At 55.7% G+C, this 26,755-nt stretch carries 26 protein-coding genes; 10 read left to right on the forward strand and 16 right to left on the reverse strand.

What is annotated here, in order from left to right:
• Positions 1-170: 170 nt before the first annotated feature.
• Positions 171-1,199: a site-specific integrase gene (locus BW958_RS09780; protein WP_083687300.1), complete on the forward strand. Its 1,029-nt coding sequence runs from the start codon at positions 171-173 to the stop codon at positions 1,197-1,199.
• Between the two features lie 48 nt (positions 1,200-1,247).
• On the opposite strand, the gene BW958_RS09785 is transcribed toward BW958_RS09780, so the two are convergent.
• Complete coding sequence (locus BW958_RS09785; protein WP_076575545.1) at positions 1,248-2,345, reverse strand: MBL fold metallo-hydrolase; 1,098 nt, start codon at positions 2,343-2,345, stop codon at positions 1,248-1,250.
• A 143-nt stretch (positions 2,346-2,488) separates the two neighbouring features.
• Positions 2,489-3,079, reverse strand: coding sequence for a TetR/AcrR family transcriptional regulator (locus BW958_RS09790; protein ID WP_076575546.1), 591 nt, complete (start codon positions 3,077-3,079; stop codon positions 2,489-2,491).
• A gap of 366 nt (positions 3,080-3,445) precedes the next feature.
• Between BW958_RS09790 and BW958_RS09795 the strand changes: the two genes are divergently transcribed.
• Complete coding sequence (locus BW958_RS09795; RefSeq protein WP_083687306.1) at positions 3,446-3,670, forward strand: RepB family protein; 225 nt, start codon at positions 3,446-3,448, stop codon at positions 3,668-3,670.
• Between the two features lie 178 nt (positions 3,671-3,848).
• On the opposite strand, the gene rsmF is transcribed toward BW958_RS09795, so the two are convergent.
• From rsmF to BW958_RS09820, 5 genes are all read right to left on the reverse strand, one after another.
• Positions 3,849-5,282, reverse strand: coding sequence for a 16S rRNA (cytosine(1407)-C(5))-methyltransferase RsmF (gene rsmF / locus BW958_RS09800; protein ID WP_076575547.1), 1,434 nt, complete (start codon positions 5,280-5,282; stop codon positions 3,849-3,851).
• A gap of 110 nt (positions 5,283-5,392) precedes the next feature.
• The gene (locus BW958_RS09805; protein ID WP_076575548.1) at positions 5,393-7,945 is read right to left on the reverse strand and encodes an MlaD family protein; all 2,553 of its coding nucleotides are present in this window, start codon (positions 7,943-7,945) and stop codon (positions 5,393-5,395) included.
• Between the two features lie 2 nt (positions 7,946-7,947).
• Positions 7,948-8,571 carry a paraquat-inducible protein A gene (locus tag BW958_RS09810; RefSeq protein WP_076575549.1) on the reverse strand — a complete coding sequence of 208 codons (624 nt, stop codon included), beginning with the start codon at positions 8,569-8,571 and terminating at the stop codon, positions 7,948-7,950.
• A complete protein-coding gene (locus BW958_RS09815; protein ID WP_076575550.1) occupies positions 8,555-9,181 on the reverse strand; it encodes a paraquat-inducible protein A in 627 nt (208 codons plus the stop codon). The genes BW958_RS09810 and BW958_RS09815 overlap by 17 nt, the downstream gene beginning before the upstream one ends.
• Before the next feature lie 75 nt (positions 9,182-9,256).
• Entirely contained in the window at positions 9,257-9,994 is a 738-nt protein-coding gene (locus BW958_RS09820; protein WP_076575575.1) for a DUF8198 family protein, read from the reverse strand.
• 243 nt (positions 9,995-10,237) lie between these two features.
• On the opposite strand from BW958_RS09820, the gene BW958_RS09825 reads away from it, so the two are divergent.
• Together BW958_RS09825 and BW958_RS09830 are read left to right on the forward strand one after the other, a co-directional pair.
• Entirely contained in the window at positions 10,238-10,558 is a 321-nt protein-coding gene (locus BW958_RS09825; RefSeq protein WP_076575551.1) for a polyhydroxyalkanoic acid system family protein, read from the forward strand.
• Between the two features lie 231 nt (positions 10,559-10,789).
• Positions 10,790-12,214: a WS/DGAT/MGAT family O-acyltransferase gene (locus tag BW958_RS09830; protein WP_076575552.1), complete on the forward strand. Its 1,425-nt coding sequence runs from the start codon at positions 10,790-10,792 to the stop codon at positions 12,212-12,214.
• 67 nt (positions 12,215-12,281) lie between these two features.
• Here the strand turns inward: BW958_RS09830 and BW958_RS09835 are convergent, their stop codons facing one another.
• From BW958_RS09835 to BW958_RS09850, 4 genes are all read right to left on the reverse strand, one after another.
• Positions 12,282-13,076 (reverse strand): tetratricopeptide repeat protein, encoded by a 795-nt coding sequence (locus BW958_RS09835; RefSeq protein ID WP_076575553.1) that lies wholly within the window; start codon positions 13,074-13,076, stop codon positions 12,282-12,284.
• A gap of 4 nt (positions 13,077-13,080) precedes the next feature.
• A complete protein-coding gene (locus tag BW958_RS09840; protein ID WP_076575554.1) occupies positions 13,081-13,755 on the reverse strand; it encodes a TetR/AcrR family transcriptional regulator in 675 nt (224 codons plus the stop codon).
• Positions 13,742-14,938, reverse strand: a complete 1,197-nt coding sequence (locus tag BW958_RS09845) for a patatin-like phospholipase family protein (RefSeq protein ID WP_076575555.1) — start codon at positions 14,936-14,938, stop codon at positions 13,742-13,744. The genes BW958_RS09840 and BW958_RS09845 overlap by 14 nt, the downstream gene beginning before the upstream one ends.
• Before the next feature lie 123 nt (positions 14,939-15,061).
• Positions 15,062-15,628: a phasin family protein gene (locus BW958_RS09850; protein WP_076575556.1), complete on the reverse strand. Its 567-nt coding sequence runs from the start codon at positions 15,626-15,628 to the stop codon at positions 15,062-15,064.
• Between the two features lie 252 nt (positions 15,629-15,880).
• On the opposite strand from BW958_RS09850, the gene BW958_RS09855 reads away from it, so the two are divergent.
• On the forward strand, positions 15,881-17,851 hold the full coding sequence (locus BW958_RS09855; protein WP_076575557.1) for an SDR family oxidoreductase: 1,971 nt from the start codon (positions 15,881-15,883) through the stop codon (positions 17,849-17,851).
• An 18-nt stretch (positions 17,852-17,869) separates the two neighbouring features.
• Here BW958_RS09855 and BW958_RS09860 read toward each other — a convergent pair whose 3' ends face one another.
• A complete protein-coding gene (locus BW958_RS09860; protein ID WP_083687302.1) occupies positions 17,870-18,772 on the reverse strand; it encodes an esterase/lipase family protein in 903 nt (300 codons plus the stop codon).
• A gap of 176 nt (positions 18,773-18,948) precedes the next feature.
• Here BW958_RS09860 and BW958_RS09865 point away from each other — a divergent pair, with 176 nt between their 5' ends.
• From BW958_RS09865 to BW958_RS09875, 3 genes are all read left to right on the forward strand, one after another.
• Positions 18,949-19,236 (forward strand): YebG family protein, encoded by a 288-nt coding sequence (locus BW958_RS09865; RefSeq protein WP_076575558.1) that lies wholly within the window; start codon positions 18,949-18,951, stop codon positions 19,234-19,236.
• A gap of 126 nt (positions 19,237-19,362) precedes the next feature.
• Positions 19,363-20,619: a tyrosine-type recombinase/integrase gene (locus tag BW958_RS09870; RefSeq protein WP_076575577.1), complete on the forward strand. Its 1,257-nt coding sequence runs from the start codon at positions 19,363-19,365 to the stop codon at positions 20,617-20,619.
• Positions 20,620-20,803: 184 nt separating this feature from the next.
• Positions 20,804-21,244 (forward strand): VOC family protein, encoded by a 441-nt coding sequence (locus BW958_RS09875; RefSeq protein ID WP_076575559.1) that lies wholly within the window; start codon positions 20,804-20,806, stop codon positions 21,242-21,244.
• Positions 21,245-21,759: 515 nt separating this feature from the next.
• Here the strand turns inward: BW958_RS09875 and BW958_RS20325 are convergent.
• The 4 genes from BW958_RS20325 to BW958_RS09895 form a co-directional block, all read right to left on the reverse strand.
• Positions 21,760-21,978 carry an AbrB/MazE/SpoVT family DNA-binding domain-containing protein gene (locus tag BW958_RS20325; protein ID WP_179078844.1) on the reverse strand — a complete coding sequence of 73 codons (219 nt, stop codon included), beginning with the start codon at positions 21,976-21,978 and terminating at the stop codon, positions 21,760-21,762.
• A 133-nt stretch (positions 21,979-22,111) separates the two neighbouring features.
• On the reverse strand, positions 22,112-22,570 hold the full coding sequence (locus BW958_RS09885; protein WP_083687303.1) for an SMP-30/gluconolactonase/LRE family protein: 459 nt from the start codon (positions 22,568-22,570) through the stop codon (positions 22,112-22,114).
• A 108-nt stretch (positions 22,571-22,678) separates the two neighbouring features.
• Complete coding sequence (locus BW958_RS09890; protein WP_076575560.1) at positions 22,679-23,152, reverse strand: DMT family transporter; 474 nt, start codon at positions 23,150-23,152, stop codon at positions 22,679-22,681.
• Positions 23,153-23,166: 14 nt separating this feature from the next.
• Positions 23,167-24,651, reverse strand: a complete 1,485-nt coding sequence (locus BW958_RS09895) for an amidohydrolase family protein (protein WP_218641755.1) — start codon at positions 24,649-24,651, stop codon at positions 23,167-23,169.
• Positions 24,652-24,709: 58 nt separating this feature from the next.
• On the opposite strand from BW958_RS09895, the gene BW958_RS09900 reads away from it, so the two are divergent.
• Positions 24,710-25,621 carry a LysR family transcriptional regulator gene (locus BW958_RS09900; protein ID WP_076575562.1) on the forward strand — a complete coding sequence of 304 codons (912 nt, stop codon included), beginning with the start codon at positions 24,710-24,712 and terminating at the stop codon, positions 25,619-25,621.
• Between the two features lie 154 nt (positions 25,622-25,775).
• The gene (locus BW958_RS20785) at positions 25,776-26,114 is read left to right on the forward strand and encodes an AraC family ligand binding domain-containing protein (protein ID WP_372629470.1); all 339 of its coding nucleotides are present in this window, start codon (positions 25,776-25,778) and stop codon (positions 26,112-26,114) included.
• The last annotated feature ends 641 nt before the right edge of the window (positions 26,115-26,755 follow it).

The following is a 26,755-nucleotide window of genomic DNA, read 5'->3' on the forward strand; positions in this document are numbered from 1 at the left end:
CTAACGAGCCTCATTGGATCATGATGAGTTGTGAGCCTGTGCTCGGTGCTAATAAAAACGTTTTAAAAACACCCCTTATCAAGTAGCGATAATATTCATTATGGTTAGTTGATCTTCCCTGTTGATCCGGTAGGATCGTTTCATCTACCAATAAAAACAGTCAGTTACCTGTGCAATATCCACAAAAGGGAAGAGCGGGATCCAGCCAGCTTCAGAGCGTGTTCGATGAGGGGCTCAATAGCCGGGCACGTCGCTTTTTACGCAGTGCCAAAGCCGAAACCACCCTTAACGCCTACGAGGCTGACACCCGTATCTTTGTCGCCTGGTGCCAGCTACAACAACTCGAGCCGCTGCGTGCCACTCACCTTGATATCATGAATTTTCTCGCCGATCAGGCCGATGGCGTGCTGGCGCAGTGGGTCTGGCTGGATCGGGGAAAAAGCCGAGGGGAGTTACAAAGCGGTGCGCCGCGCAAACCGGCGACGCTGGTGCGGCGCCTGGCCGGAATTCGCTACGCCTTTACCCAAAAAGGGATCACGCCGCTTCCCACCGAGCACCCGGATATTCGCGAGATGATGCGCGGTATTGTCCGTCTCGGTGATACCCGCAAGGTTAAAACCGGCGCACTGACCCATACCCCGCTCACTGCTGTGCTCGAGCGCATCAACACCCAAGAGCTGGTAGGGTTACGGGACTACGCCTTGTTGCTGCTGATGTTTGGTGGGGCATTGCGCCGCTCGGAAGCGGCCAGACTCACAGTGGATGATCTGCAGACAACCGCTCGCGGTATCTTGCTGCGCATCAAACCCAGCAAACATCAACTGCATGATAGCGAAATAGCCCTGGTGCCAGGACAAGTCCATTGCCCGATCCGCGCCCTGCAATCCTGGCTTGCTGCCAGCGGACTTCGCCAAGGGCCGCTGTTTCGTCGCATCGGCCGCTGGGGAGAGCTGCGCGCCGATGGCTTGGGTCCGCAGGGTATCAATCTGATGATTAAACGCCGCACTGAAGAAGCGCAGCTTGATCTCAGTGTCAGTGGCCATAGTTTGCGCCGCGGTTTTATCACTTCGGCGGTCACTGCCGGCAAACCCTTAAACAAGATCATTGAAGTGACCCGCCACAAGGATATCCGCACCCTGCAGGAGTATTTCGACATGGCCAACCGGTTTGATGAGCATGCGATGAGCGGTCTGCTTTAAACGCCGCCCTCAACAAGGCCCCAAGATGGGGCCATTGGATAGTGAGGATTATCCCTGCTTGAGTACAATCTTTGACGTCACGTTGTGACTGAGCTGTGATGTCTCGCTGGCTGGCAGATCATGCCACCACGCGATACCTTGCATCGGCTCGCTGATAGAAAGGCGCTCACCAAAACGCGGCGTACTGATCTCGACATGGCGCTGCTTGGCAAGCGTGGCAATGCGCTCCATCGGCTCGGTCCAGGCATGCATAGCCAGGTCAAACGTACCATTGTGGATCGGAACCAGCCATTTACCACGCAGATCGAGGTGTGCTTGCACCGTCTCTTCCGGCTGCATATGGATATCGGCCCACGCCGGATCGTAAGCGCCATTCTCAATCAGAGTGACGTCAAAGGGCCCGAAGCGATCCCCGATTTGCTTAAACCCATCGAAATAACCGCTGTCACCACCAAAAAAGATCCGGTATGTGGGTGCAACCATCACCCAGGATGACCACAGGGTGCGATCACGATCGCTGAGGCTGCGGCCGGAAAAGTGACGAGAAGGGGTTGCTATCAGGCGAACATCGCCAATCTCAAACGCCTGCCACCAATCCAGTTGCTGTACCTTGTGGCGATCAATTCCCCAACCAATCAAGCGCTCACCTACACCAAGCGGAGTCACAAAGTGGTTCACCTTGTGCGCAATCGCCATCACTGTGTTTTTATCCAGGTGGTCGTAATGATCGTGTGAAAGAATCACCGCCTCGATAGCCGGCAATTGGTCAAGGGCAATCACTGGCGCGGAAAAGCGCTTTGGCCCGATAAAGGAGAAGGGGGAGGCGCGTTCGGCAAATACCGGATCGGTCAGCCAGAATTTGCCTTCCAGTTTGATAAGCACGGTGGAGTGACCAAGGCGCCACAAGCTGGCATCCGGTGCATTGGCAAGTTCGCCTTCCGTCAGCGGGAGAACATCCACCGGATGATCAGGCTCAGCTTGCGGGGACTTACCGAAGAAAAATTTTGGCATCGATGCCAACCCCTCCCACAGACCCATCCCGCGCACCGGCGTGGTGTTGTGGAATTTCCCGTCATGAAAGTGGCTGGCCACGGCGAGCGTGGGATCTATTTGCGGCGTTTTATCAAACAAAAGCGAGATGGCCATGGCGCTGACTCCGAGCAGGGCAATCAATGGAAGAGCTATTTTGGTGATGCGTAGCATAACAAGGTGGACGTAGTGAGTGGTTCACCGCGAGTGTCGCACAAAATAGCCTGAGTAATCACTCATTTTATTGCAAAAAGTGAGGATTATTTCCTCACTGTTTCTGCTTCCTTACCCACCTGACCCCAGGTGATATCAAACGCTGTCCGTTTGCAGGCATCCGCATGCTGTGGATGCTCAATAGCAAAATGGATGGTAGCTTGGGCTATCGCTGTCGATACCGCATTGAAAAACTCACCCGACAGCGCGCCCGGTAACCCGTCATAGCGGATCGTTTCAAACACCTGCTGAGAGTCACCGCACAGTTGCCAAGCTTCACTTTCCGCTTCCGGGGTCAGTTTGTCAGAAACCTCCAACTGCGCCATGGCACTGAACGCACCCGGATTGGCAATGCCCCAGTCAATCCAGTCATTCCACAATCGACGCATTCGCGTTTCAAGGGGCAGGGCGGGGTCCCAGGGTTGGCCCGAGCAGGAATGCGCCTTGCGACATTGATAGAGATACACCTCGTTGAGCAGCACATCCTTGGTCGCGAAATAGCGAAACAGGGTCCCCTCGGCCACACCGGCACGTTTGGCAATGAGCGCGGTGGGGGCGCCAAGTCCCAGCTCTGCGATCACCTCGGTGGCCGCTTCCAACAGGGCAATCTGTTTATCTTCACTACGTGGTCTTGCCATCAGTCCATGCCCAGCAAATAAATGAGTATGTAGTCATTTTATCGTGAGCGATCTTTTTGGTGCAAGGAGCAGGGCGCAATATGGCGCACAGGCGAAGCCATCTTTACAATATCGGCCGACATGAGCGGGCAGCGGATCGATACTGCTGGCGAAACATCCGCTACAAGGTTGTTCGCCGTTTTTCGTAACGCAATTTTTTATGTTAAATACGATTTTAACTTATTGAAATAAAACGGCCACTTGGGTATGACTATCACGAAGATTACCCGAACAATGACTCACGTCGGCCAGGATGACTAAACGATTGAGTCGGTCGCTGTTAAGTGTGAGAGATAACGCGTGTCGTATTTAGATATTGAACTGCTCTTGGCTGGAGCTGAGAAGGCTGAGGTAAAAGATAACGCCGAGCGACAGCGCGATCATGTGCGGCGTAAACAAGAGACCCATACCCGTTTGCAGTGCTGGATCAGCCGCCGCCATGGTGATCGGCTGGCGGAGCTCACTGCCAGGCTGGAAGATTCACAAGCCTCGCTGATCGAGCAGGCCATCGATCTGCTTTATGCACAGGAGTGCGGTGATGAGCGAAGGTGACCTAGCGGCAGGCAAAAAAAACCAGGTACGAAGTCCATGTACCTGGTATAGGGGAATTGGCTCTTTGCAGAGCCGTGCGCTAACCGGGAGTGGGGAAGCGTTGGTCCAATAGTGCAAGCATAGTCAGCACGCTTGTGATTGCCACTTTTTGCACTTTTCCTGAAACAGAGTGCTAATTTCAGGATTCGAACAGGTTCCCATCTCGCACCAGATCGCGCGGCAGACTGTTTTTGATCCGGTTACCGACCCACTTGCCGATCCCCAGGGTGTAACCCTGATACCGAACCACCACTTCCCCTTGGCCGCTCTCGGCGTCAGGGCGAACATCACGGCCCATCATAAACTCGCGGGCCAGCGCCACATCGAGCTCGACCACTTGGCGATTGGCCCTGTCACCAAAGGCCAGCGCCCATTCGTGGGTCAGGCGATAGCCCTTCTTGAATGTTTCGGCCAGCTTGATACCAATCCGGTCAAAGCGGATTTTGCCCATCACCTGCGAAAGCGGGGTAGGGAAGAGCCAGATCTCCCCCTCGCGGCCATAGAGTTCGCCCGCCATGGTCACCCCAAACTGGGTGGTAATATCGTGCCGAAGTAACTCAGCATCGCGCGCGGCAAGCGGTGTAAACGGAAATTTCCCCAGCTTGCCCGGCTTGAACATGGTGTTGGGAACGCTCGTGTGTTTGCGAAGGCGCGCCACGAAAAAGCCTTCGCTATCGTAGATCTGCGGCCAGATATGCAGATAGCCCTCAGGGGTGCAGGATTCGCTGGCGCCCGGGAAGAGATCGCCAAGTGGTTCAACACTTAGGGCATCACCAAAACGTTCGCGCAAAAACGCGCAGACATCCTGATTCTCCTGATGGCTCAGGGTGCAGGTGGAGTAGACCATCACGCCGCCCGGTTTGAGTGCGTGAAATGCGCTTTCAAGCAGGGCTTTTTGGGTCGCGGCGATCTCGTTGATGCTCGCGATGCTCCAGTTACGCAGGGCATCCTCGTCTTTACGAATGGTGCCTTCACCCGAGCAGGGAGCGTCAAGCAGGATCGCATCAAAGGTCTCGGGCAACCACTGGCCAAAAACGCGCGCATCGAAGTGCGTCAGCGCCACGTTGGTCACGCCGCAGCGCTGGATATTGGAAAAGAGCCCCTTGATGCGGCTTGCAGAAAATTCGTTGGCAATCAGCATGCCGCGATTGCCCATCAACGCAGCCATCTGAGTGGTTTTCGAACCCGGCGCGGCGGCGCCATCGAGCACCATCTCAGCCTGTTCAATGCCGTTGGCAGCAAACAGCGCCGTGACCGGCATCATCGAGCTCGCTTCCTGAATGTAGAACAGCCCGGCCAGGTGCTCGGCGGTGTTGCCAAGCGGCACAGTATCGTCAGCTGGTCGAGTCAGCCAGAAGCCGGTGTCACACCAGGGCACCGGATCAAGCTGCCAGCCACGCGCCTGCATCCGCTCGATAAACGCTGCCACCGTGATCTTGAGGGTATTGACCCGGATACTGCGGCGCAGGGGCCGACGGCAGCAGGCGACAAACTCGTCAAGCGAGAGGTGAGAGGGCAAGATGCCGGCAATATGAGCGAGGAACGCGTCGGGGATATAGCTGTTCTGATGCACGCTTGGGCTCTGTCATGATAAGGAAAAGGCGCAAGATTTTAGCACAGACTCCCCCCCTCAAAAAGACGCAGCCCGGTATCACACCGGGCTGCAACATCGCGCGTGGCCTTTCAGGGCTTAAGCGTCGGGTCCCAGGCTTGCCACTCCTTTTGTGGCTCGCTATTGAGCACAAAGCGCTGGCCGCTGCGCACCAGCGCGCCGGGCTCTTTATCTGGGGTATTAAACGCGATACCACCGGCGAGCAGGCTTTGGATCGTTGCCACTTCAATGGTGCCACCGGTGAGCCCCACATCGGCTTTAAGACCGGAAACATTCCAAAAGCGGCTGCCGCTTCGCACCAGATGAGCATAACGCGGGGCGATGGTGATACGGGTTTGCACTTCGCTGCCGTCAGCGGCCAGCTCTACGGCGGCCACTTCACCCACCACCACTTTACGAAACAGGATGGGAGTCCCAACACTGACCCCGTTGAGCTCATGGCTGGTCAGCACCAGATCCAGTCCATTGGCCGGGCCCGATTGCAGGGCAAAGCGCTGGATAGCGGCACCCGTGCCGGGTGTTGCCTCAATGTAAGGGCCCTTTATCAGGGTATCGAGGTGATTCACGCCAGAGAGGCCGAGCTTGGCCAGCACCAACTGATACCCGGCGCCACGGCGCAGAAACGAAGCGGCGTAAGGCTCATCGAGCTGCGCCTTGATCTGCACCTGATCAAGCCCTTTACTTAGCGTCACGGCCACCACCTTGCCAATGGTGACGCCGCGATAACGCAGCGGCGCCCCGTCGCCAAGGCCCGGGTTGCTGTCACTGGTCAGCAGCAATTCACGACTTGGGGTGGTAGCCTCTTTGCGATCGGCAAACAGCTGGCGGTTACTGCGCAGCGCCTGCGGATCATTGGCAAACTCAATCCCACCGCGCAGCAGGTTGGCAAGATTGCCCATGCGCACCTTGACCCCATCGGCGCCCAGCTGGGCATCCACTGCCGGCAAGCGCCAGAAGCGGGTATGTTCGCCAATCAGGGGGGCATAGAGGGCGTTGATCTCAAGGGCAATGCTCACCCCGTCAGTGGCGGGAGAGAGCTCGGTAATACGACCGGCCTCCAGACCGCGATAAAGCAGCGGCGCGCCAACTGCCAGCCCATCGGCTTGTTGGGCCGTGAGTGTCCAGCGCAGTGGCTGGTTGCCAGGGCGCGCCAGACGAGCCAGCTCTTCGCTGGGGAACAGGGTATCCATGCGCGAGCCGGTCTGGGTCAGCAGGCTGATGCCGCCATCAATCCAGCCAGAGGCCGGCGCCGTGTCAACCTGAACACCGGAGAGATCGGCTTTGACCGACAGGGGCGAGCGCTTGTAGAAACGAGCCCCCTGCAGCAGATTGCGATAGGGCTCATACATCAGCAGTTGTACCGACGCCTCACCGCGCGCCGAGAGCTTGAGCGCGTCCACCTGACCGACGCTTAGCCCTTTAAACCACACCGGCGCCCCTTCCTTAAGACCAGAGAGATCGGCCGCTGCCAGCGTGACCGTCACCCCGGCACGCGGCGCATGGCTGACCACCTTGAGCTCATCAACAGGCGCACCGCCGCGGCTTTCCAGTCGCAATACCGGACCGCTTAACAGCCGCTCGGCATGCTGGATACCGGAGAGGGAGAGATCGACCCCCTCCATCACCAGCACGCTGTTGCTGGTGATCCGAAAACGCTGCTCATCGGCTATCAAAGCCGCCACATGGCGACCCGACTTATCCAGTGTGATGGGCAGTACCCGACCGATTTCAATGCCATCAAAAACGATCGACATCCCTTCGCGCACCGGCAACTCACCCACATTGAGGTTAATGCGATGACCGCGCTCGGCCGCTGCCATGTTCGGATAAAGTGAGAAGAGTGTATCAACGTCTGCCGGTTTGGCGTCCGTCGGAGCATCAAAGGTGATGCCGCCGCCGAGCACGCTGGCCAAATTGCCCACCTCGACTTTGAGGCCATCGGCCCCCAGAGAGCCGCGCACCCCGCCGGTACTCCAGAAGCGGCTGCTGTCACGCACCAGATGGGCGAAACGGGTATCGATCATCACATCGAGGCGAACATGGGTGTCGTCATCGGCAAGACGGGTATTGATAACGCTGCCCACTTCAAGACCGCGGTAGTAGACCTTGGTGCCATTTCCAACGCTGCCCAGGGTATCGCTCTGCAGGTGGACAATGCGCCCTTGTGCCTGCCAGCCGGGTGGCGGGCCGTCGAGCGCATCAAAGCGATCGACGGCCGGCGCCCCGTCACGCCCCGGCATCAAGGCGATGTAGTTCCCCGACACCAAGGTATCGAGGCCGGAGATTTCAGTGAGCGATGCCTTGGGGCTGACCAGCCAGAATTGGGAACCTTTGCGCACCAAGGGCATCGCCTGACGCTCGACCTTGACGGTGACCGCCACCCGGCGGCCGTCTTGTGCCAGATTAAGATCGGTCACCATCCCGATCGATACCCCTTGATAGCGCAGTTGGGTCTTGCCCGGCAAAATGCCGTTACCTTGCTCGAAGTTGATATGGATAAGCTGGCCCGCCTGCTGATATTGCTGGTAGAGAAACCCTATCGCCAGCAGCAGAGCCAGGGCAGGCAGCAGCCAGACGGGCGATATCAGGCGACGACGACGGACGACGGGCTCGGCCCCAATCATACTCACTCCTTACTTGATGCCACCGGTTTGGCGGCCTTATCCCACAACAGACGGGTATCGAGTTTTCGTGCCGACAGCATGGTCAACACCACGACACCGGCAAAGGCAGTCGCTCCCGGGCCGGCACTGACATTGAGCAGTGTGCCGTTATCCACCAGCGCCACCATCAACGAGATGACAAACAGATCCAGCATCGACCAGCGGCCGATAAGATCAATGATGCGATACATCACCAGCTGCTGCTTGCGCCGCAGCGGGCGAGGGCGTTGCAACTGCCAGCAAATCCAGCCGAGCCCCAGGATCTTGAGAATGGGCACCACGATACTGGCCACAAACACGATGCAGGCAATGCCACTCATATGGCTGCGAATAAGCGACTGAATGCCGCTAAAGATGGTGTCTGCCTGCAGGTTCCCCTTGTTATACAAAAGGGTGATAGGCAGCAAGTTGGCCGGCAGCAACATAAAGGTCGCCATGGCGAGCAGGCCCCAGGTCCAGGCCAGCGAGTTGGCAATGCGCGGATGCAAGGTGGCGTGACAACGCGGGCAGCAGGCCCCTGACTCGTAGCGCACCAGCAAGCCACAAGTATGACAGCGGCAAAGCCCGGCATCACGGGCGCTTTGCATTACCCGCTCCCTGAACGTTGACCTTCTCCCAAAATGGAGCCGGATCAAAGAGGATCAGTAAAATCAGATTGAGCAGCATCAAAAGGCCCAGACTGAACAGTCCGCCACCGAGCCGGGTTTCGGCAATATCCACCAGTTTGAACAGTGCTACCAGAAAACTCACCAGATAGACCTCGAGCATGGCCCAGTGACGGCACACCTCGACGGCCCGCAACACCCAGGGCAGCAGATGCCAGCGTTTAGCCAGCCCCGATGCCAGTGTAAATAGTCCAAGCAACAGACCGGTAGGGGCAATCACGGCGCACCACAGCACCAGGGTTGCGACCCAGGGCTCCTGCTCACCATAGAGGATGCCAATGCCGGACAGTACACTGGCCGCAGAATCGACACCGCCCAGGCGCAAATAGAGCAAAGGTTCAAACAGGGCACTGGGCAACAGCAGAAAACCGGTGATGGTCAGCGCCATCAGTTGGGAAGGGCGAAATGAATAGCGACCATACAAATGCTGGCGACAACGCGGACAGTGAGCGTGTCGTCTCAGGGGCAGCGTCTTGCGCTCAATCAGCAGATCACAGGCCGGGCAGGCGATAATGCGGTGTGGCTCACTCATCCGGTTGCAGAACACCTTGAAGCAGTGGGAGAAATGTACCCTAAAGTGACCCGCTTGTCTCTTGGCGAACAGCCGTTATCCGAAACGCAGTTCCAACATGCCATCCAGTATGCTGGCATCCCCCATCATGAGCGCCTGCATGATGGCGCGCTCGCGGCTATCTATCAGCGACAGGAACTCCTCGGCGCGTCCCATGTGACGGCATACCTGATAACCTCGTTCGACAAACGAGAACAGATCGCCCATGCCAGCCAGATGGGCGGGTCCGGAGATAAGCTTGAGCGTCGTACCCAAGAAGGGTTTGCGTGACAGGCGATCCAGCACATGACCAAGCTCTCCCACCAGCTCAATTTGTCGCTCACGCAGCGCGCGTTGCCCAACGTCACGGTAGGCCTTGGCGTAGCGCTCAGCACTCATCGTCTGCCCCTTGAGGGTTTGCAGCATCTGGTAATCGAGGGCTTCTGAGAGTGCATCAAGCTCGATGGCCTTGGCCAGCACCTCCAGTCCTGACTCTGGCAACAATCGCTCGGCGGTGGGGAGCAACTTGAGCAGATCCGCATCGCGTCGGCCGCTGTCGCCGGGCTCATAAAGATCGGTTAAAAAAAAGTGGGCGGCAGGGCCATAGCGTTTACTTTGCATCAGATCCTGATGAGTGCGCCCCAACCGCTCGGCTTGCCAAGTGCGCAGGGCATCACGCGCCTTGGCATCATCCGGGTGCGCTCGCAGCGTCTCACGCAGCGTGCTGACTTGCTGCAAATAGTGGTGCAGGCGAGCCTGAGGCGGACTGTCGGCGAGGAGGGAAGGTGGCAGCATCGTCGTCATAGAGTGTCCTATACAGCAGATCGGGTGCATCAGCAGAGCCGGATCTTAAGGATGGGGGATAGTCCCCTTTCATTTTAATGCGACAAAGGTCAGTACGCGGCAGAAATCACAAAAAATCTCATCCGACACCGCAGCTTTGCTAGGCAACTCTCACTTATGTTGCATCATCTATTCACTTGTTACCGCGCTGTGCATACTATCAACCAATGCCGACACCATTTGAGTATCACCATCATGTTTTTCTCCTCTGCCTTGAATCCCGACTTGGCCACTATCGAGATTGAGCGGCGCCACCACCTGGGGTTGGCGGCGGCGCGCCTGGCTGCCGAAGCGATTGCAGCGGACATGGATGAGCGTTTTGCACTCGACTACGAATGGGAGAGCAACACTGAACTTACCTTTCGCGGCGCAGGCGTTCGTGGCGTCTTGCAACTGGACGATAAGACTCTTTTTCTCAACGTCCATCTCGGTCTGATGTTATTACCGGTTAGACAAGTGCTTGAGCAAGAGATCCACGAATATATTGACCAATGGTTGCCGTGTGCTGCGGGTTAAATCATGGGCATAGCCTGTCATTTATGACAGGTTAAGGTTTTATTCATTAATGGTATGGCAACAGTATCCACAAAATACAATCCATTCTCATTGGAATGGATTATGCCGATATATAGATTCCTACGTTGATGTCAGCATCTATATTCCATGAAATTTTAAACATAGCCTGACAATGTATTTTATAAGATGGCTTTAATGCCATCGCGTTTTAATCTGGCGGGAGAGAGGCAAATGCCGTTGTGTGAATATATTTCCTGTGTTGATACGGCATGGCTGCGCATGGATCGACCGAATAATCTGATGCAGATTGTCGGCGTGTTGATGTTTGATGGGCAACTCGATGAAGCGCATCTGCGCGGCAATTTACTGCATACCATCGCCCTGAAACCCCGCTTTCGCCAGCGCGCCTGCGCCGAAGGTAGTGGCTATGTCTGGCGTGATGACCCCGATTTTGACCTCGACCAACACCTCAAACGCGTCATTTTGCCGGGCCAGGCCGGTCAGAACGAGTTGGAGCGGCTGGTGGCCGATTTTGCCTCGACACCGCTTAACCATCAGCGTCCACTGTGGGAGATGCACCTGGTCGATACGGCGCTGGGCGGACAGGCACTGGTGATGCGTTTTCATCACGCCATGGGCGATGGCTTTTCCCTGATCCGCGCCATGCTGACCATGATGGACGACAAACCGGGCGTGGCCATGCGCCCACTCCCAGAGCAGGAAGAAGAACACGCTCATGATCACTCGGGTAGCCGGTTGCTCAAGATGGGTCTTAAGCTCACTGGTAATCTTTGGGCACGTTATCTCGACGTGATCTCGCACCCGGGCAAGGCGGTGGATTACCTCAAAACCGGCACGGATGTGGCCAGCGAGCTATGCCATATCGCCACGCTGCCAGATGACAGTAACACCCGCTTTAAAGGGGAGATTGGCAGTACCAAGCGCGTAGCCTGGTCGGAGCAAATCCCGCTGCCGGATGTGAAGGCGGTGGGGCAGGTGCTCGGCTGCTCGGTCAATGATCTGCTGCTGGCCGCCGCTACTGGCGCGTTTCGCGGCTATCTCGAAGAGAAGGGCGACGAGGTCGATGGGATTGATATCCGATCCTTGGTGCCGGTCAACATGCGCGGCCCCGATGACAGTGGCAAGCTTGGCAACCGCTTTGGGCTGGTGGCACTGGATCTACCGGTGGAGGTAGAAAATCCCCTGCAGCGTCTCTACACGGTGCGCGAGCGCATGCTGGCTCTGAAAAATTCCTGTCAACCGGCTGTCGTGCTCACCTTGCTCGAAGCCATTGGCCTGGCGCCTAAAACCGTGCAGCAACAGGTGGTCGATCTCCTCTCTAGCAAGGCGAGTATGGTGATCACCAATGTGCCTGGGCCGCAGCAAGAGCTCTATCTAGCGGGGGCGCGGCTACGTCAGCCGCTGTTTTGGGTGCCGCAGGCCGGCGACATTGGCGTCGGCGTCTCCATCCTCTCTTACGCCGGCAAAGTGCAAATTGGCCTTATCACCGACAAGAAGCGGGTGCCCGATCCCGAGCGCATCGTCAGCCGCTTTGTGCAGGAGTTTGAGCAATTGCTGCTGTTGGTGTTGATGGAGCCGGTTGATCTGTTGCGTGCGCCTGATGAGCTGGAGCGTTATCTGCAGCTGCAGATCTGAACGCGCCGATAGGCAGATAAACATAGAAGGGCCGGCATTTGCCGGCCCTCTGTCATTATGCTCACACTCAATCTTCGGCAATCTCGTCGCGGGCGGCCTCCACATCGAGCCGCTCCATCGCATCCACCGGCTTGCACTGGACGGCCTCGGCATACAGCGCCTCAGCTTGGCGCATCTTACCCTTACCGTGCATCATGACCATGGCATTGGCGTACTCCATACGGGCAATGGCAGAGTCAGGTAGCAATGCGAGCGCAGCGTTAAAGTGACGCTCGGCTTCATCGCGCTTGGCGCCATAGGTCAGCCCGCCAATCATGCTGCCGAGCTTGTCGAGGATCTCCGCATGCCAGGCACCAAAAGCAATATGGGCTTCGGCGTGATCAGGGCAGAGCTCCAGCGTCTTTTCCAGCGAGGCGCGGATCTTGTCGCCCAACCCTTGGGAAAGTGCCTTGGAGACCGAAATCACCTGGCTGTAGCGTCCCAGCGCCAGCGCATGGTAATACCAGGCGTTAGCATTGCTTGGCTGGCTTTTTTGCAGGCGTTCGGCCTGAGTGGCGGCTTGCTCGAACGCATCGCGCTTGCCTTGGCGCTCTTCAATCAGATACGAGGCGTGGATCAGCAGCGCCTTGTTCGTGACGTTGAGCCCCTCGTCGCCAGCACTGAGGCCAAGCTCTACCGCGCGTTGAAAATCGCCGGCGTGGTAGGCGCGCCAGGCTTCCTGAACGGTGTCATCGGTCGGCCAGGGCTCGCAATCGCCCTGATGCAGCCTTGCCCAGTGCTGCTTGAGCGCATCGGCCGGGTAGTCATAGCTGACATCCTTCCAGGGAAACGGATGAAAAGCGGACGTGGTTGGATGGGGCATAGTGTCATTCTCCCTTCGTAACGGCGTGATTGGGGACAGAGGTGTATTGGGTAGCCAGGGATTGCAGATAGCGCCTTGCTTCAGGCTGCAGCAGCGGCGCGACCAGTTGCATCACCTGGGCGACGCCCAGCGCAATATCCGCCTCATCGTGCGGATGGACGGCACGCTGGAACGAGATCCAGAAAGTACCGACCAAGGCAATATTGCGGGCCAGGGCAGTCAATTCGTTGGCATCGGCCTGCATCAGGCCGGCTGCTGTCAGGGTGTCACACAGAACGTAGGCTGTGTGCTGCTTGCGACGCAGCAGCACCGGGAAGTGGCGCTCAATATGGGCATAGCCACTCATCAGGGTGCTGATGTCGTAATAGAGAAAGCGGTACTTCCAGATCGCTTCAAACATCAGGTGCAAGAACAGCCAGATCTCTTCCGGACCGCTGCGGGTCTGCTCCATGGCATCAAGCAGCGTCCCCATCTCGGTGGCAAACGCATCATACAGCGCGTTGACGATCGCCTCCTTGTTGGGGAAGTGGTAGTAGAGATTGCCCGGGCTTATCTCAAGCTCGGCGGCGATGGCGGTACTGGATACATGGGGCTCACCCTGTTGGTTAAACAGGGCGAGGGCAGTGGTCAGTATGCGCTCCCGGGTAGTGCGTCCGGGCTGTCGGCTAGTCTTGGTCATGCTCACCGTTAACAGGTTGCGAGCAGCGTCGCTGCAGTGAATCGCGCAGTCGCTCAAGGGCGCGATCGAGCGAATCGACCGCCGAGCTGGAGGGCGTGAGCAGCGAGCGTTCGGTATCTTGCAGCGACGTCAGATCCAGATGCAGGCCATGGCGCGCCAACACCGGCGCGAGCTCGTCGGCACGGCGCAGCAGATCGGCGCGGGTATGCTGATAGGCGTGTTCACACAAACGGCTGCGGTCGCGATAGCTGAACACATTGGTAAAGAACATCTCTCCATCGGCGCGGGAAGGCTCAAAGAGCACGACGTCGGCATGGGGATACTGCAGCTTGTAGCGATCCATCCCGACCTGCATCCGGGAATGGATGATGGCGCGGAACGTCTGTGCCAACACCACCGGCAGGCCGCAATCGACCAGATTGGTTGAGCCACACTCATTGCGCTTGGCCTGCGCCGCATCATAAGGCACCAGCGGATTGATACAGATGACCAGATCGGCTCCATGGTGCAGGGCAACCGAGGCGTGCAGGGTGCGAATTAGGGCGCCATCCACGTAGTGATGGCCCTTGATTCGCGAGGGGGGAAATAGTCCCGGCAGCGCGGCTGAGGCCTGCACCGCCGCGGAAATCGGCACATCGTCATGCCCGCGGCTGCCAAAGGCGATGGCGCGGCCGGTATCGAGCTCGGTGGCAATCACAAACAGGCGGCTGGTCAGCTCACGAAAATCGTTGCTGCGACCGGCGCGCGAGAAAAACTCAGTCAAAATTCGGTCCACGCCACGGCTGTCAAACAGCCCGGTGGGAATAGCTTTGGAAAGCACCTGCAGCGATTCAAACAGGCTGCGTTTCCAGGGTGATTTCAGGTAATCAAACAGAGCGCCGAGCAGCAGGTGCGGAATGCTACCGATGCGGCCAAGGTATTCACCAAAGGCCGGCCTTAGCAAGGTGGACGGGTCAAAAAACTCTCCGGTGTCATTGCTTAGCAAGATACGGGCAAGCTTGGCTGGGCTGATGCCGTTGGCCAGTGCCGAAGCCACCACAGCGCCGGCACTGACACCGACAAAGATGTCCGCCTGCTCAAGCTCGCGGCCACGCAGCGAATCGGAGAGCGCGGCGCAGGCGCCGATTTCATAAATTCCACCAAGCGGGCCACCGCCAGCGAGGGCAAGGGCAATCGTGCTCATGATGATACTTCCCCCTGGTTTCCAGCTGCGCCAAAAAATGTGCGACAACGTGGCACTCAATAAAAACCGGCCCTGGCGATGGGCGAGGGCCGGTTTGCTGCATCACGGACACTGCCAGCCTTATCAGGAGACGGCTGCTTCATCCTTCTCCTTTTCGGTCGGGCTGAGCAGCTCCATTTCTACAACCAGATCCTTGGTCTCATCCTTTGCTTTGGCCACTGGCGCCTTCTTTACGGCTGCCGGTTTTTTCGGCGCTGGTTTGCGTGCAGCGGCTGCCGGTTTGGCTGGCTCGCTGACATCGCCTTCTTCCTGGGCATCAATCAGCTGTTGAACGACCTCGGTCAGCTCAGCCATGCGCTTGCTCAGCTTGTCGATATCCTTGCGAGTCGGGATTCCCAAACTGGCGACGGCGCGAGCCACGCGGTCTTCAAACACCTGCTCCAGACGACCCCAGGTGCCGGTGGTTTTGTCGGTCATGGCGGCGATTTTCTCATCGGCGCTCTGACGAGCCTTGGCTTGCAGGGCTTCACCCTCTTCAACCAACGCTTCAAAAATCTTGCCGCCCTCTTCCTGGGCTTTGGCATAGGCACCAAGACCGGCCAGCCAAATCTGCTGGGTCGACTCTTTGATGGTGTTGGCAAGGTGATTATCAGTGACCGAGCCTGCCAATGATTTCAATTTTTTAGCCATGTTATCCTCCCGGGTTCATCTCAAATACAGACAGTGACATTCATTATTAAGGTCATCGGACCACTTAGCCACTATGCCGTTCTTTCCCGTTCAGTCTAGGGATAAAAAATAGAGGGTTCTACCTAATAACGGAACTCTCAGTATGAAAATACACGCGGTGGATCACGTTATTGAAATGCACCTTTCTATGTCATCGGGTGCATGATATAGGGTATCTCGAATAATCATCATGTCAGTAGCGGAAGTTGCCTTATGGAATATTTCATTACAGGTGGAAGTGGGTTTATTGGACGTCGCCTTGTCAAAAAACTGCTGCAACAAGAAGGCAGCAGAATTTATGTATTGATGCGTGATATTCACAAGGACAATCTGGCCGGATTGTATGAGTATTGGCAAACCAACAGCGAACGGGTGATCCCGGTTTATGGCGATCTGACCCAACCTATGCTCGGTGTCGCGCCCCATATTCCCCAGCAACTCAAGGGACACATCGACCACGTCTTCCACCTTGCGGCCATTTATGATCTGAATGCCAAAGCGGCCCTGCAGCAGCAGGCTAACGTAGAGGGCACCCGTCAGGCCATTGCGCTGGCTGAAGCCATTGAGGCGCGCTGTTTCCACCACTGCAGCTCTATTGCTGCCGCTGGTCTGTTTGACGGACTGTTTCGTGAGGACATGTTCGATGAGGCCGAGCATCTTGATCTGCCCTATTTTCAGAGCAAGCATGATGCCGAGGGGCTGGTTCGCAGCAACTGCACTATACCGTGGCGCATCTATCGTCCGGCCATCGTGGTGGGGGATTCCCAAACCGGTGAGATGGACAAAGTCGATGGGCCGTATTACTTCTTCAAGCTGATCCAGAAAACCCGTCGCCTGCTGCCCCCCTGGATGCCGACCCTTGGCATAGAAGGGGGGCGCATCAACGTGGTGCCGGTCGATTTTGTGGTCAATGCCATGGCGCACATCGCCCATCAGCCGGGTGAGGACGGCAAATGTTTCCACCTGTGCGATCCGCATCCGATGCGGGTGGGGGATATGCTGGCGACCTTCTCGCGCGCTGCCCACGCGCCTGAGCCGGCGTTTCGCATCAACGCATCGCTCCTAAGCATTGTGCCACGCCACCTGATGACCATGCTGATGGCACTGACGCCCATTCGTCGGCTGCGCGATGCGCTGGTGGCAGACCTTGGATTGCCGCGAGATGTGTTTCGTCTTATCAACTATCCAACCCGGTTTGATAGTCGCGAAACCCAGCGCGTGCTCAAAGGCAGTGGCATTGATGTTCCGCCGCTTTACTCCTACGCCTGGCGGCTGTGGGATTACTGGGAGCGCAATCTTGACCCGGATCTGCATGTGGATCGCACGTTGCGTGGTCAGGTTGAAGGTAAGGTGGTGTTGATCACTGGCGCGACCTCGGGCATTGGCAAAGCCACCGCCAAGCGCCTGGCCGAAGCGGGCGCTGTGGTCATTACCATCGCGCGCGATCCGGTCAAAATTGCCGAGACCCAGAGTGAATTTGCCGAGGCGGGATTGACCTTGCACGCCTACCAGGGGGATCTCTCCAATCTGGAGCAGGCGGAAGCTGCGACGGCGCAAATTTTGGCTGATCATGGTCAGGTGGAAATACTGATCAACAACGCCGGTCGCTCTATTCGCCGCGCCATCGAAGATTCGTTCGAGCGTTTTCACGACATTGAGCGCACCATGCAGCTCAACTATTTCGGCGCGCTCAAGGTGATCATGGGGTTATTGCCCTCTATGGTTGAGCGCAAACGCGGGCATATCATCAACATCTCCTCGATTGGGGTGCTGACCAACGCACCGCGCTTTTCGGCGTATGTTGCCTCGAAATCGGCACTGGACGCCTGGGTGCGTACCGCCGCATCCGAGTTTGCCGACAAGGGGGTGAGCTTTTCCATCATCAACATGCCACTGGTGAAAACGCCCATGGTGGCACCCACCAAGCTCTACGATCAGGTGCCGATGATGACGCCGGAAGAGGCCGCCGAGATGGTGTGCGATACCATTATCCATCGCCATGTGCGTCTGGCTACCCGGCTTGGGGTGTTTGGTCAGGTGGTGCATGCGTTGGCGCCGCGGGTGGCTCAGGTGATCATGAACACCAGCTTCCGAACCTTTGCAGAGGGTAAGGAGGGGGATAAATCCAAGCGCAGTGCCGATCAGGCGGCGGTATCCACCTTCATAAAGGGAATGCACTTCTAAACAAGACAGGGCCTGAATTCAGGCCCTGATTTTTTGCGCCGCCAACGCATTGATGCACTGCTTAAGCAAAGCGGGCAGGGCAGGCATATAGAGCAAGCTAAGGTGGCCCACGCCCGGCAGGGGCAGATCTTGCATGGCATCATGCTTTTGCCGATCTTGCGGCATCACAAAATTATCGTGTGTCGTGCGCACCGACACCGCCGGCACCTCGAGTGGCACAGAGGCAAAACGCTGTAACCAGCCCGAGCCGGGCTCCATTTCCCGGGCGTTGTCACCAATGCCGAGGTTTGCCAACTCGCTTCCCTGATGCGGGGTCGCCAAGGTGATCAGTCCCGCCACCTTGCCATGACCGTGCATCGCCAGATAATCGCGGCACACCAATCCGCCCATACTGTGCGCCACCAACATCACCTGACGGGTTTTGCACTTCAAAAGCACGTCATCAATGCGCTGCGCTAATTGCGGCACCATATCATCAATATGGCCAAAGGGCGGTAGCAGTGACACGGTCGCCACTACCTCACCGGCAGATTCAAGCCGGCTCACCAGCGGTTTCCAGATGCCGCGACTGCAACCATAGCCATGAACCAGCAAGATGGGACACGTTGCTGGGCGCAAACGGTCTTGCGGCATTAGCCAAGGCTCAAAAGGCAGATACACCATCGAGGTCCACAGATAGGCCTGCACTTCACGAGCTACCATCTGACACCATCCCAAGAGCCCGAGCGGTGGCGCGGGGGAGGCATAACAGGCGGCAAAACCCCAGGTGGCCAGCACCACCAAGGTGCGCAGCGTAACGATCAGCAGCGCGGTGACCACCACAGCACCGAACCAGCCCAGTGCAAACACCTGATGGCCGACACCCACCAGGATCATCCACTCCAGGCACAGCAAACATCGCAATTCCAGGGAGAGTTTCATGAAGGCCTCGCTGCAAAAGACACAAATGAACCATCTGTATTATCAGCTATTTTCCCCTCAAAGACCTGTGTTGAGTTATCACTCTATCGCCGGAAACCCGTTGCCGGATGCCGTTTTTTACTTTACTGTATATACATACAGTCACCCTATAAAATGACACTGACCAGGAGGCAACCATGGCCGTTGCAATTCACTATGTGGTGGTTCGGGGAGGAGTGGAGAAGATGACCTTCACCAGCAAGAAGGAAGCGGACGCCTATGACCGCTTGCTCGATACCGTGGAATCCTTGCAAACATTGCTGGCCGATGCGCCTGTTGAGCTAAGTGGCGAGCAGCAAGAGGCGCTGGCCTTCTTCATCGCTGAAAAACGTGACGTGCTGCAAGGCTTGCTTAAAGGTGCCAAACCTGGCGTCAGCGAGCCCAGCGAAGAGAAACCGCGCAAGCCTCTCAAACAAGTCGCATAACCTATCCCGCACGCCCCTGGCAGGTCTGGTACGTCTTCTCTTGTTGTTGTGTGAACGCAAGGGTGCCGCGCCTGCCTCCTGCTCTTTTTACAGATCTCAATCATGCATCCCGTAACACCACCGGCCATGCCGTTGTTTGACAGTCTTCACCATCTAGAAGAAGGTAATACCCAAGTAAATCAGTATCTTGCTCGTATCAGTCTGGATCAGGTACAAGATGCAGGATTCGTCTATGAGCTGGCTGTAGATTGGCTACTCGAGCAGCGTCATAGTGAAAACAACTACAAAGCTTATCGCAGCGAACTGACCACCTTCTTTTACTGGTGTTTTGAGCGCGAGCAGATCAATCCAAAAGATCTCACCCGGCGCATCATGATGCACTATCTGGACTTTTGTCAGGCACCGCCAGCCGAACTCATCGCTTATCACAATGTGGCGCAGTTTATCGAAAGCAAGGAGTGGGGCTGCCGTTTGGCCAATCCGGTATGGCGGCCCTTTCTTGGCAAAAAAGAGCTCGGCAAGGCGCTGCCGTACCGTTTAAGCGAACCGGCGCTTAAAACCAAGCTGGCCATCCTCTCCTCTTTTTTCCAATTTCTGGTGCAAGAAGAGTACATGGATCGCAACCCGGCCTTGTTATTGCAACGTTCGCGCACCACAACTGCTAGCAGCCAGGAAGAGATGTCGCCCGCCTTTAGCGAGTTGCAGTGGTCCTATGTGATGCAGGCCGCCGTGCAACTGGCAAAGGATGACCCAGCCCATCACGAACGCAGCCTGTTTTTGGTCAGCCTGATGTATGCCTGCTATTTGCGGATCTCTGAAGTGGCGGCGCGCCCTGGATTTAGTCCGGTGATGAGCCAGTTTCGCCGGGACCGTAAAACCGGAGTGTGGGGGTATCACATACCGGCAAGCAAAGGTGGCAAACGGCGTACCGTAGCGGTGTCGGCGGCCTTGCTTGATGCACTGCGTCGTTATCGAAGCTATCTCGGTCTGACCCCATTGCCAGAGCCGGATGAACAAACACCGCTGTTTATTCGACATAAAGCCGCAGGGCACGGCCGTGAACAGGGGGAGATCAATGCCAATCTCGGGATCCGTCAATTGCGTGAATTGGTGATGCAGGTCTTTGCCCAGGCAGCTCAATTAGCAGAGCAAGACAACTTCGTGCTGGATGCAGCTGAAATTCGCAGTATGACGCCCCATTCTCTGCGTCACACAGGCATTACCCATGACATAAACCTCAATCATCGGCCACTTTCGCATGTGCAGGCTGATGCCGGGCACGACAGCATCGACACCACCTCCAAATATCTGCACACCAGTCAGGTAGAGCGTCATGAGAGCGCTGTACAAAAACCGCTCAATCATCTGCGCGATATCACCTAATTGAATTTGTGAGAGATAACGAATTGAGTTTTCGGTAAATGGGTGTGGAATTATTCAGATAAGGAGTAGAGTAGGGCAGTCGTCAACAAGGATGTTGGCAATCGACACCTGCCTGCGCTTGTTCTGAACGGCAGGCCAACCGTTATGGTTAATCCTAAAAGTCATACCGCGTCAGGAACAATATATGCGCCCGGATCTTACCGATATACAGGTTCTGTTTGTTGCAGGGTTTGGCCCGATCACGCGAGATACACAAACCAGTAAAGCATTCTATGTCGATGCGCTGCGCCTGCCGCTAAAAGCGATGGACGGCAACAGCGACTATATGTTGACCGAGCAGGATACGCTCCCTGGCGTAAAACATTTTGCACTGTGGCCACTGTCTCAGGCGGCATTCTCCTGTTTTGGCTCCGAGCAGTGGCCAGAGCATATAGCAGCGCCGCAAGGGTGGATAGAATTTGAAGTGGAAGACATAGAGATAGCCACCAATACTTTGATTCAAAAGGGTTATCAGCTACTGGTTGCCAAAAGGGAAGAGCCTTGGGGGCAGACCGTTACCCGGTTGCTCAGTCCCGAAGGCTTGCTGGCAGGGGTGACCATTACGCCTTGGTTGCGTAACCCATAAAATAGAGGGCAGGGGAGATAGTGCGTCCCGGCAGCTTCGATTCATTCATGCCGAAGTAGGGTTAAGAATATATCTGTTGCTTTTTTAATCGAATAACACAACACCGCTGTGGCACAGCGCGATATAGCGTTCTATTGATTCTTGGCAGCAAGCAACACATGCAGCATGCAGATAGCCGTAGCCATACAGTGATTATCAAGATTATTGTTAACCCATAATGCCGATAACCGTATTTATCGGCATTCGAACGGGCGCTCTCTGCCACAGCCGGCAGCCTAGTAGGAATGATGGGAAACTGGGGTGATTATTCCGACGCAACGGAGCCTGTAGATCCGGATTTTCTGGTCGAGCGCTCGCCGGTTATCACCGAGCGTGCACCCGTTCTGGACAATGACGGCGCGTCAGAGCCATCAATTGACGAGTCTGGCAACTGAGTCCTGATGCTCGTGAGAATGAGCTCTGCGGCCAGCTGAGCGGCGACAACAACCTCTGGCTTCTCGTTTGCCAGCATCTGCTCAAGGGTTCTCATTTTGATGGCCTCGATCTTGTGTTGATTCTGGTTTGCTTTCATCCCAGTCCCAGCCAATTTCGTCGGGGTCGACGTTGGCCAGCAGCTCCGGTAAATCCAAACGCTCGAGGCCAACATCCGGACCCCAGTCGATTTCACCAGGTGGCGCCTCGGGGTCGCACTGGGCCAGCAGTTCATCCAGTTTGTAGCTTGGCTGGTTTGACATCCTAATATCCTCCCGCATCCGTCATTTCGCATAATATATATTATGTTAAATGACGTCTATCAGTAGACTACTACACGCTTCAATAGCCTGATGTTCAACAAACTCAAGAAGATCAGATACTTTGATGCAGTTATCATCTTTGTCCGTTTTTGCACGCTATCGTTGTAATGTCTACATACTGATCTGTACAAAGCGTCGCAGCATTCAGTCTGTGGAATTTTCCGATACTCTGTAACGGGTCTCCGTCATCCATGGTGCCGAAGACATAATTGCCTGAACGATCGCAGCGGCCATCACCTATTCGCGTTCCGCTCTCCCCCGGAGAGGAAACCAATTCAGTAAAACTGCGAGTATTCAGGTCATAGAAACCGATCCGAGATGCCAATCCCATCAGCATAACGTCTGTCTTTTCGGTGAGTGCGAATGAGCCGAGGCGTTCAGGCAAAGACCAGCGCGTTACCGCGTTACTATCTCCTTCAAAGGCGAGCAGCTCGCTACCTTCAATGTCCGTCCAGAACAGTCTGCGGGTTTTATCACACCAAAGGGGGCACTCTCCCAATGTGTTCCTGGCATCTACTGCAATTGAAAACATGTTAATCCTCCGGGAGTGAAAGAACCCATGGCACTTTCATAAGGTATTGTCGAACATCTACCCCAGGGGCAGACGTTCGTGAAGGTCAAAAATCAGAATGCCGCTTCGTTAGTGCATAAGGCGCTCAGCTAACCGATCACCGAACAGCATGATGACGAGCCCGGTCAGCATGACCAGCATTCCACTCAGCTTTATCAAAGATACGGGACGCTGGATGGTGCCCAGCAGACCAAAATGGTCGATGACCTGGGATGAGAGCAACTGTCCGACGATGGCTAACCCAAGCAGGGCTGAAAACCCGATTTTCGGTGCGAGCACGACATAGCTGAACAGCGCGCAAGCACCGATCAGGCCGCCAGCCAGACTCCACAGAGGCTGTGATGGAATGGCCGCAAGCGAGGTGAATAATCCGCCACGCAGCAGCGAGAAGATCCCAAGGCTGAATGCACCGGCCGCGAAGGAGAACAATGCGGCGGTGACCGAATCGCCCCCGAGTCCTCGTGCCAGCTGACTATTCAGAGTCGTCTGCAGCGTGATCCCGAGACCTGCGGCAAAAGCGATGACGTAATACAGCGTGCTCATAGGTTGCATACCTGTCAGTGTGCCTGTGCCAGCGGCAGGAAGGCGTCAGCAAAAATGTCATGCTCATACCCGGCGGCGGCAAACAGATGCTCACGGGACTCATCAATGGCGGCGCGAAGGCGCGTGCTGTCTACGCCCAGCACCTTGCCATGCTGCTTGACGATGCGTCCACCGATCATGACGGTATCAATGTTGCTGCGCTCTGTCGCATGCACCACGGTGCCAAAGGCATTGCCGGACGGGTAGAGGTTGATGTCACCAGCATTGATCAGAATGAGATCCGCCTGTTTTCCTGGCGTCAGGCTCCCTACCTTGTCCAGCAGCCCTGCACAGGCAGCACCATCGACAGTCGCCGATTTGAGGAGTTGGGCAGCCGGCAGCGTGGTCAGCGAGTGGTCGGTGCCGCAGCAATGCTGCTGATGCATGCCCATCACCCGTTGCAGGTAAAATGCCACGCGCATTTCCATAAACATATCAGTGCTGTAAGAGGTTTCATTGTCGACGCTGAGGCCAGGGTTGATGCCATGACGCTGTGCCGCCTGGATGGCAAACATACCGTCCTCGATGCCATAGTGCGCATCGGAGCGCGGGCAGACATTCACCCGGACACCGGCTTCTCGCAGGATCTTCCATCCCTCATCTGGCAGTGACGTGCAGTGATTGAAAATATTGTCCGGGCCGAGCAGACCGCGCCGATGCAGTGACTCCAGCTCAGATGCCATAAAAGAACCAAAGAATTCAGTGACGATCGGCAGTCCCAGTCTACGAGCCTCGGCCCACAATACAGGCTCCAGCTGGGCCATGACAGCAAGGGAAACCAGGCTCTCTGGGTTGTCCTTGAAATATTTCTCTTGCAGGCGTTGCCAGTTACCCGGCCAATGAGCCTTGTCCCATTCCCCCGATACCGGTGCGCCGGAGGCGTGTATGGCACGGATCCCTGCATCCAGCAGGGCCTCGACGGCGGCGTCCGAATGGGCTGCGGTGCGGCTGTTATGGGAATTATCAATGACGGTGGTGATGCCTGCATCAATGCAGCCCAGTGCCGTCAGCAGGTTGCCGATATACATATCGGCAGGGCGATAGTACTTGGCGAAAGAGAAGTGCGTGGCGTTGCTGTAGTCTTCCAGACAAGTGGCATTCGGATTGATGCGGCGCAGTTGTCCCTCCCAGGAGTGGCGATGAGAATCCACCATCCCCGGCATGGCGATCATGTTCGTAGCATCGATGACACGGGCACCATTCGCCTCCAGATTCTCGCCTATGGCCGTAATGGTTGATCCACTGATCAGGATGTCTCCACGTTCAATGTTACCCACGTTCTCATCCATGCTGAGGATCGTGGCTCCTTTGATCAAGATTGAATCTGGTCTTACATCTTGATTATTAACAATATTTCTAAGGTATCCGGTCATTTCAAGAGCCTCTTTTCTAGCCAATGGCAAAAAGATACGGCACTCTATTACCCTGAAAAAGATGACTAGACTGTTTTCATAATTCATGATCTTCGAATAATCATGGGAACTATCGGTAGAGGTATCATCTCAAGGGAGAAGGGCTGTGGATCGTATTCAGGCTATGCAGATCTTTATGCGGGTTGCTGAGACCGGAAGCTTCGTGCGGGCAGCAGAGACCCTCTCACTGCCTTCCTCGACAGTCAGCAGTACGATTAAAAACCTCGAGAAATACCTGCAGGTGCGCCTGCTGAACAGAACAACGAGGCGGGTGAACCTCACCCCTGAAGGCCTACAGTATCTTGCTCAATGCAGGGAAATTCTCTCATTGATCGAGCATGCCGAGTCCAGCCTGACGGAGGCTATCAAGCGGCCACAGGGGCGTTTGCGGGTTGATATGCCGAGCGGGATAGCACATTCCATCGTCATGCCGAATCTCAAAGACTTTCACCAACGTTATCCAGATATCTACCCGATGATAGGTGTGAGCGATCGGCAGGTTGACCTTGTTCAGGAAGGTGTGGACTGCGTGATCAGAACAGGAGAGCTAAATAACTCCACCCTTGTTGCCCGTCCCCTTGGCAGGTTTCGCTGGGTAACCTGCGCCTCTCCTGAATACCTTCGGGAAAACGGTATTCCTCAGTCCCCTGAAGAACTGTCTTTGCACCAGGCGGTCCACTACTTTTCGGGCCTCGCCAAGCATGCAAACGAAATGCGCTTTGTCCGCGGCACTGAGACTCTATCGGTTATTGTAAGCGGCGCTGCAGCCGTTAATGATACTGGACTTTATATCAAGATGTGCCTCAATGGCTTCGGCCTGATCCAACTTGCTGAGAACGTTGTACTGGAGCATCTACAATCAGGGAGACTGATCGAGGTACTAGCCGATTGGCAGCCGCCATCGGTACCTGTTACATTGCTTTATCCTCATCAGCGTTTTCTTTCTCCTGCCGTGCGTGCATTTGCTGATTGGATCGCCGAACTTATTCATAATGCCAGCCCGGAAAAACGAATGTGACGAGATAAGAAAATAACACTTTATATACTCAACATGTATAAAAACAGACTAAGCAACATCGTTATATAAACTATGCCAGACTACAAAAAAAGAGATCTCTTCACCTGAAGAATTTGACTCGGATACATTCACTCAGGTAGCCGTTGCCTTGCACGTGATATCTTCAGGCGAGTATTCAGGTATCAACCCGCACGCTCACAGGAAAGGTCAGCTGATACTGTCTTTACATGGCGCAGTCAGCTGTGAGGTACAGAATGCATTGTGGCTTGTTCCTCCCGGGCATGCGGTATGGATTCCTAGTGATACACCTCACAGTTGTCGTATAACGCAAAATGCCCGCACATGCTTTCTTTTTATTGAACCCGGCTCAGCAGTCATGCCTGAAACCTGCTGTACGATTGCTATTACCTCCCTGACTGAGCATCCGTTTTTGCCACTAGACGTGGACATGGATGCAAGTTTGCATAATGTGGTACATGTAGTCAGTTGTTAACTTATAGTTAAAATAAAGTTGAATGGACCCAGTACATGAACTGCTTTTTCAAGGCTAAGCGGCACAGTCCTTACATCAACAGCGTTTTGTACCCAAACAGCGTGATGTACTACCTATCTGAGAGATATTAGTTAAATAACATATCCTGATAGCCAAGGCTCATGCTCTCTACACCCGCATTCACGTGAAATGCAGACCATCCGCGGTTTGTCAGTCTCGCTCTCCACCCCATGACCCCAAGCTCGCTTATCGTGCAACGGTAGCAAAACGGCTAACTTCAGATCTAACCGGTTACACCATCAGATTCACAGTCACCATTACTCTCTACACACACTCTGATCTACGGCTCGGCACTACCACGCAAAGCCATTCACCACTGAGCTGATGATTTGCTCCAACATCTTGCTTTTTCATGCGCTGGCGTATGTCATTGCCTCAAAACAGCCAGCCATCTGTGTCACGCAGCCACATTAGCTTATGCCCCATAGACGCGATGTAATGACCCACTGAAATCCTGCTCAGGTCATAATGAATGGAGATAACAGGCATGAGCATCACGATGGACGAAGAAATCAAACGTTGGACGGCCAAGCGCAAGTCCGCCTTGGTCATGGAAATCATTCAGGGCAAGACCACCGTCG

The organism is Aeromonas sp. RU39B, assembly GCF_900156095.1.
GTDB lineage: Bacteria > Pseudomonadota > Gammaproteobacteria > Enterobacterales > Aeromonadaceae > Aeromonas.

Bases quoted from the DNA above. Each gene is read 5' to 3' on its own strand.
- BW958_RS09805 (WP_076575548.1), bottom strand. From the start codon at position 7,945: ATGATTGGGGCCGAGCCCGTCGTCCGTCGTCGTCGCCTGATATCGCCC.
- BW958_RS09810 (WP_076575549.1), bottom strand. From the start codon at position 8,571: ATGCAAAGCGCCCGTGATGCCGGGCTTTGCCGCTGTCATACTTGTGGC.
- BW958_RS09830 (WP_076575552.1), top strand. From the start codon at position 10,790: ATGCCGTTGTGTGAATATATTTCCTGTGTTGATACGGCATGGCTGCGC.
- BW958_RS09895 (WP_218641755.1), bottom strand. From the start codon at position 24,651: ATGAATTATGAAAACAGTCTAGTCATCTTTTTCAGGGTAATAGAGTGC.
- BW958_RS09860 (WP_083687302.1), bottom strand. From the start codon at position 18,772: ATGAAACTCTCCCTGGAATTGCGATGTTTGCTGTGCCTGGAGTGGATG.
- BW958_RS09865 (WP_076575558.1), top strand. From the start codon at position 18,949: ATGGCCGTTGCAATTCACTATGTGGTGGTTCGGGGAGGAGTGGAGAAG.
- BW958_RS20325 (WP_179078844.1), bottom strand. From the start codon at position 21,978: ATGTCAAACCAGCCAAGCTACAAACTGGATGAACTGCTGGCCCAGTGC.
- BW958_RS09875 (WP_076575559.1), top strand. From the start codon at position 20,804: ATGCGCCCGGATCTTACCGATATACAGGTTCTGTTTGTTGCAGGGTTT.
- BW958_RS09815 (WP_076575550.1), bottom strand. From the start codon at position 9,181: ATGAGTGAGCCACACCGCATTATCGCCTGCCCGGCCTGTGATCTGCTG.
- BW958_RS09840 (WP_076575554.1), bottom strand. From the start codon at position 13,755: ATGACCAAGACTAGCCGACAGCCCGGACGCACTACCCGGGAGCGCATA.
- BW958_RS09825 (WP_076575551.1), top strand. From the start codon at position 10,238: ATGTTTTTCTCCTCTGCCTTGAATCCCGACTTGGCCACTATCGAGATT.
- BW958_RS09845 (WP_076575555.1), bottom strand. From the start codon at position 14,938: ATGAGCACGATTGCCCTTGCCCTCGCTGGCGGTGGCCCGCTTGGTGGA.
- BW958_RS09870 (WP_076575577.1), top strand. From the start codon at position 19,363: ATGCCGTTGTTTGACAGTCTTCACCATCTAGAAGAAGGTAATACCCAA.
- BW958_RS09820 (WP_076575575.1), bottom strand. From the start codon at position 9,994: ATGCTGCCACCTTCCCTCCTCGCCGACAGTCCGCCTCAGGCTCGCCTG.
- BW958_RS09855 (WP_076575557.1), top strand. From the start codon at position 15,881: ATGGAATATTTCATTACAGGTGGAAGTGGGTTTATTGGACGTCGCCTT.
- BW958_RS09835 (WP_076575553.1), bottom strand. From the start codon at position 13,076: ATGCCCCATCCAACCACGTCCGCTTTTCATCCGTTTCCCTGGAAGGAT.
- BW958_RS09790 (WP_076575546.1), bottom strand. From the start codon at position 3,079: ATGGCAAGACCACGTAGTGAAGATAAACAGATTGCCCTGTTGGAAGCG.
- BW958_RS09785 (WP_076575545.1), bottom strand. From the start codon at position 2,345: ATGGCCATCTCGCTTTTGTTTGATAAAACGCCGCAAATAGATCCCACG.
- BW958_RS09890 (WP_076575560.1), bottom strand. From the start codon at position 23,152: ATGAGCACGCTGTATTACGTCATCGCTTTTGCCGCAGGTCTCGGGATC.
- BW958_RS09850 (WP_076575556.1), bottom strand. From the start codon at position 15,628: ATGGCTAAAAAATTGAAATCATTGGCAGGCTCGGTCACTGATAATCAC.
- BW958_RS09885 (WP_083687303.1), bottom strand. From the start codon at position 22,570: ATGTTTTCAATTGCAGTAGATGCCAGGAACACATTGGGAGAGTGCCCC.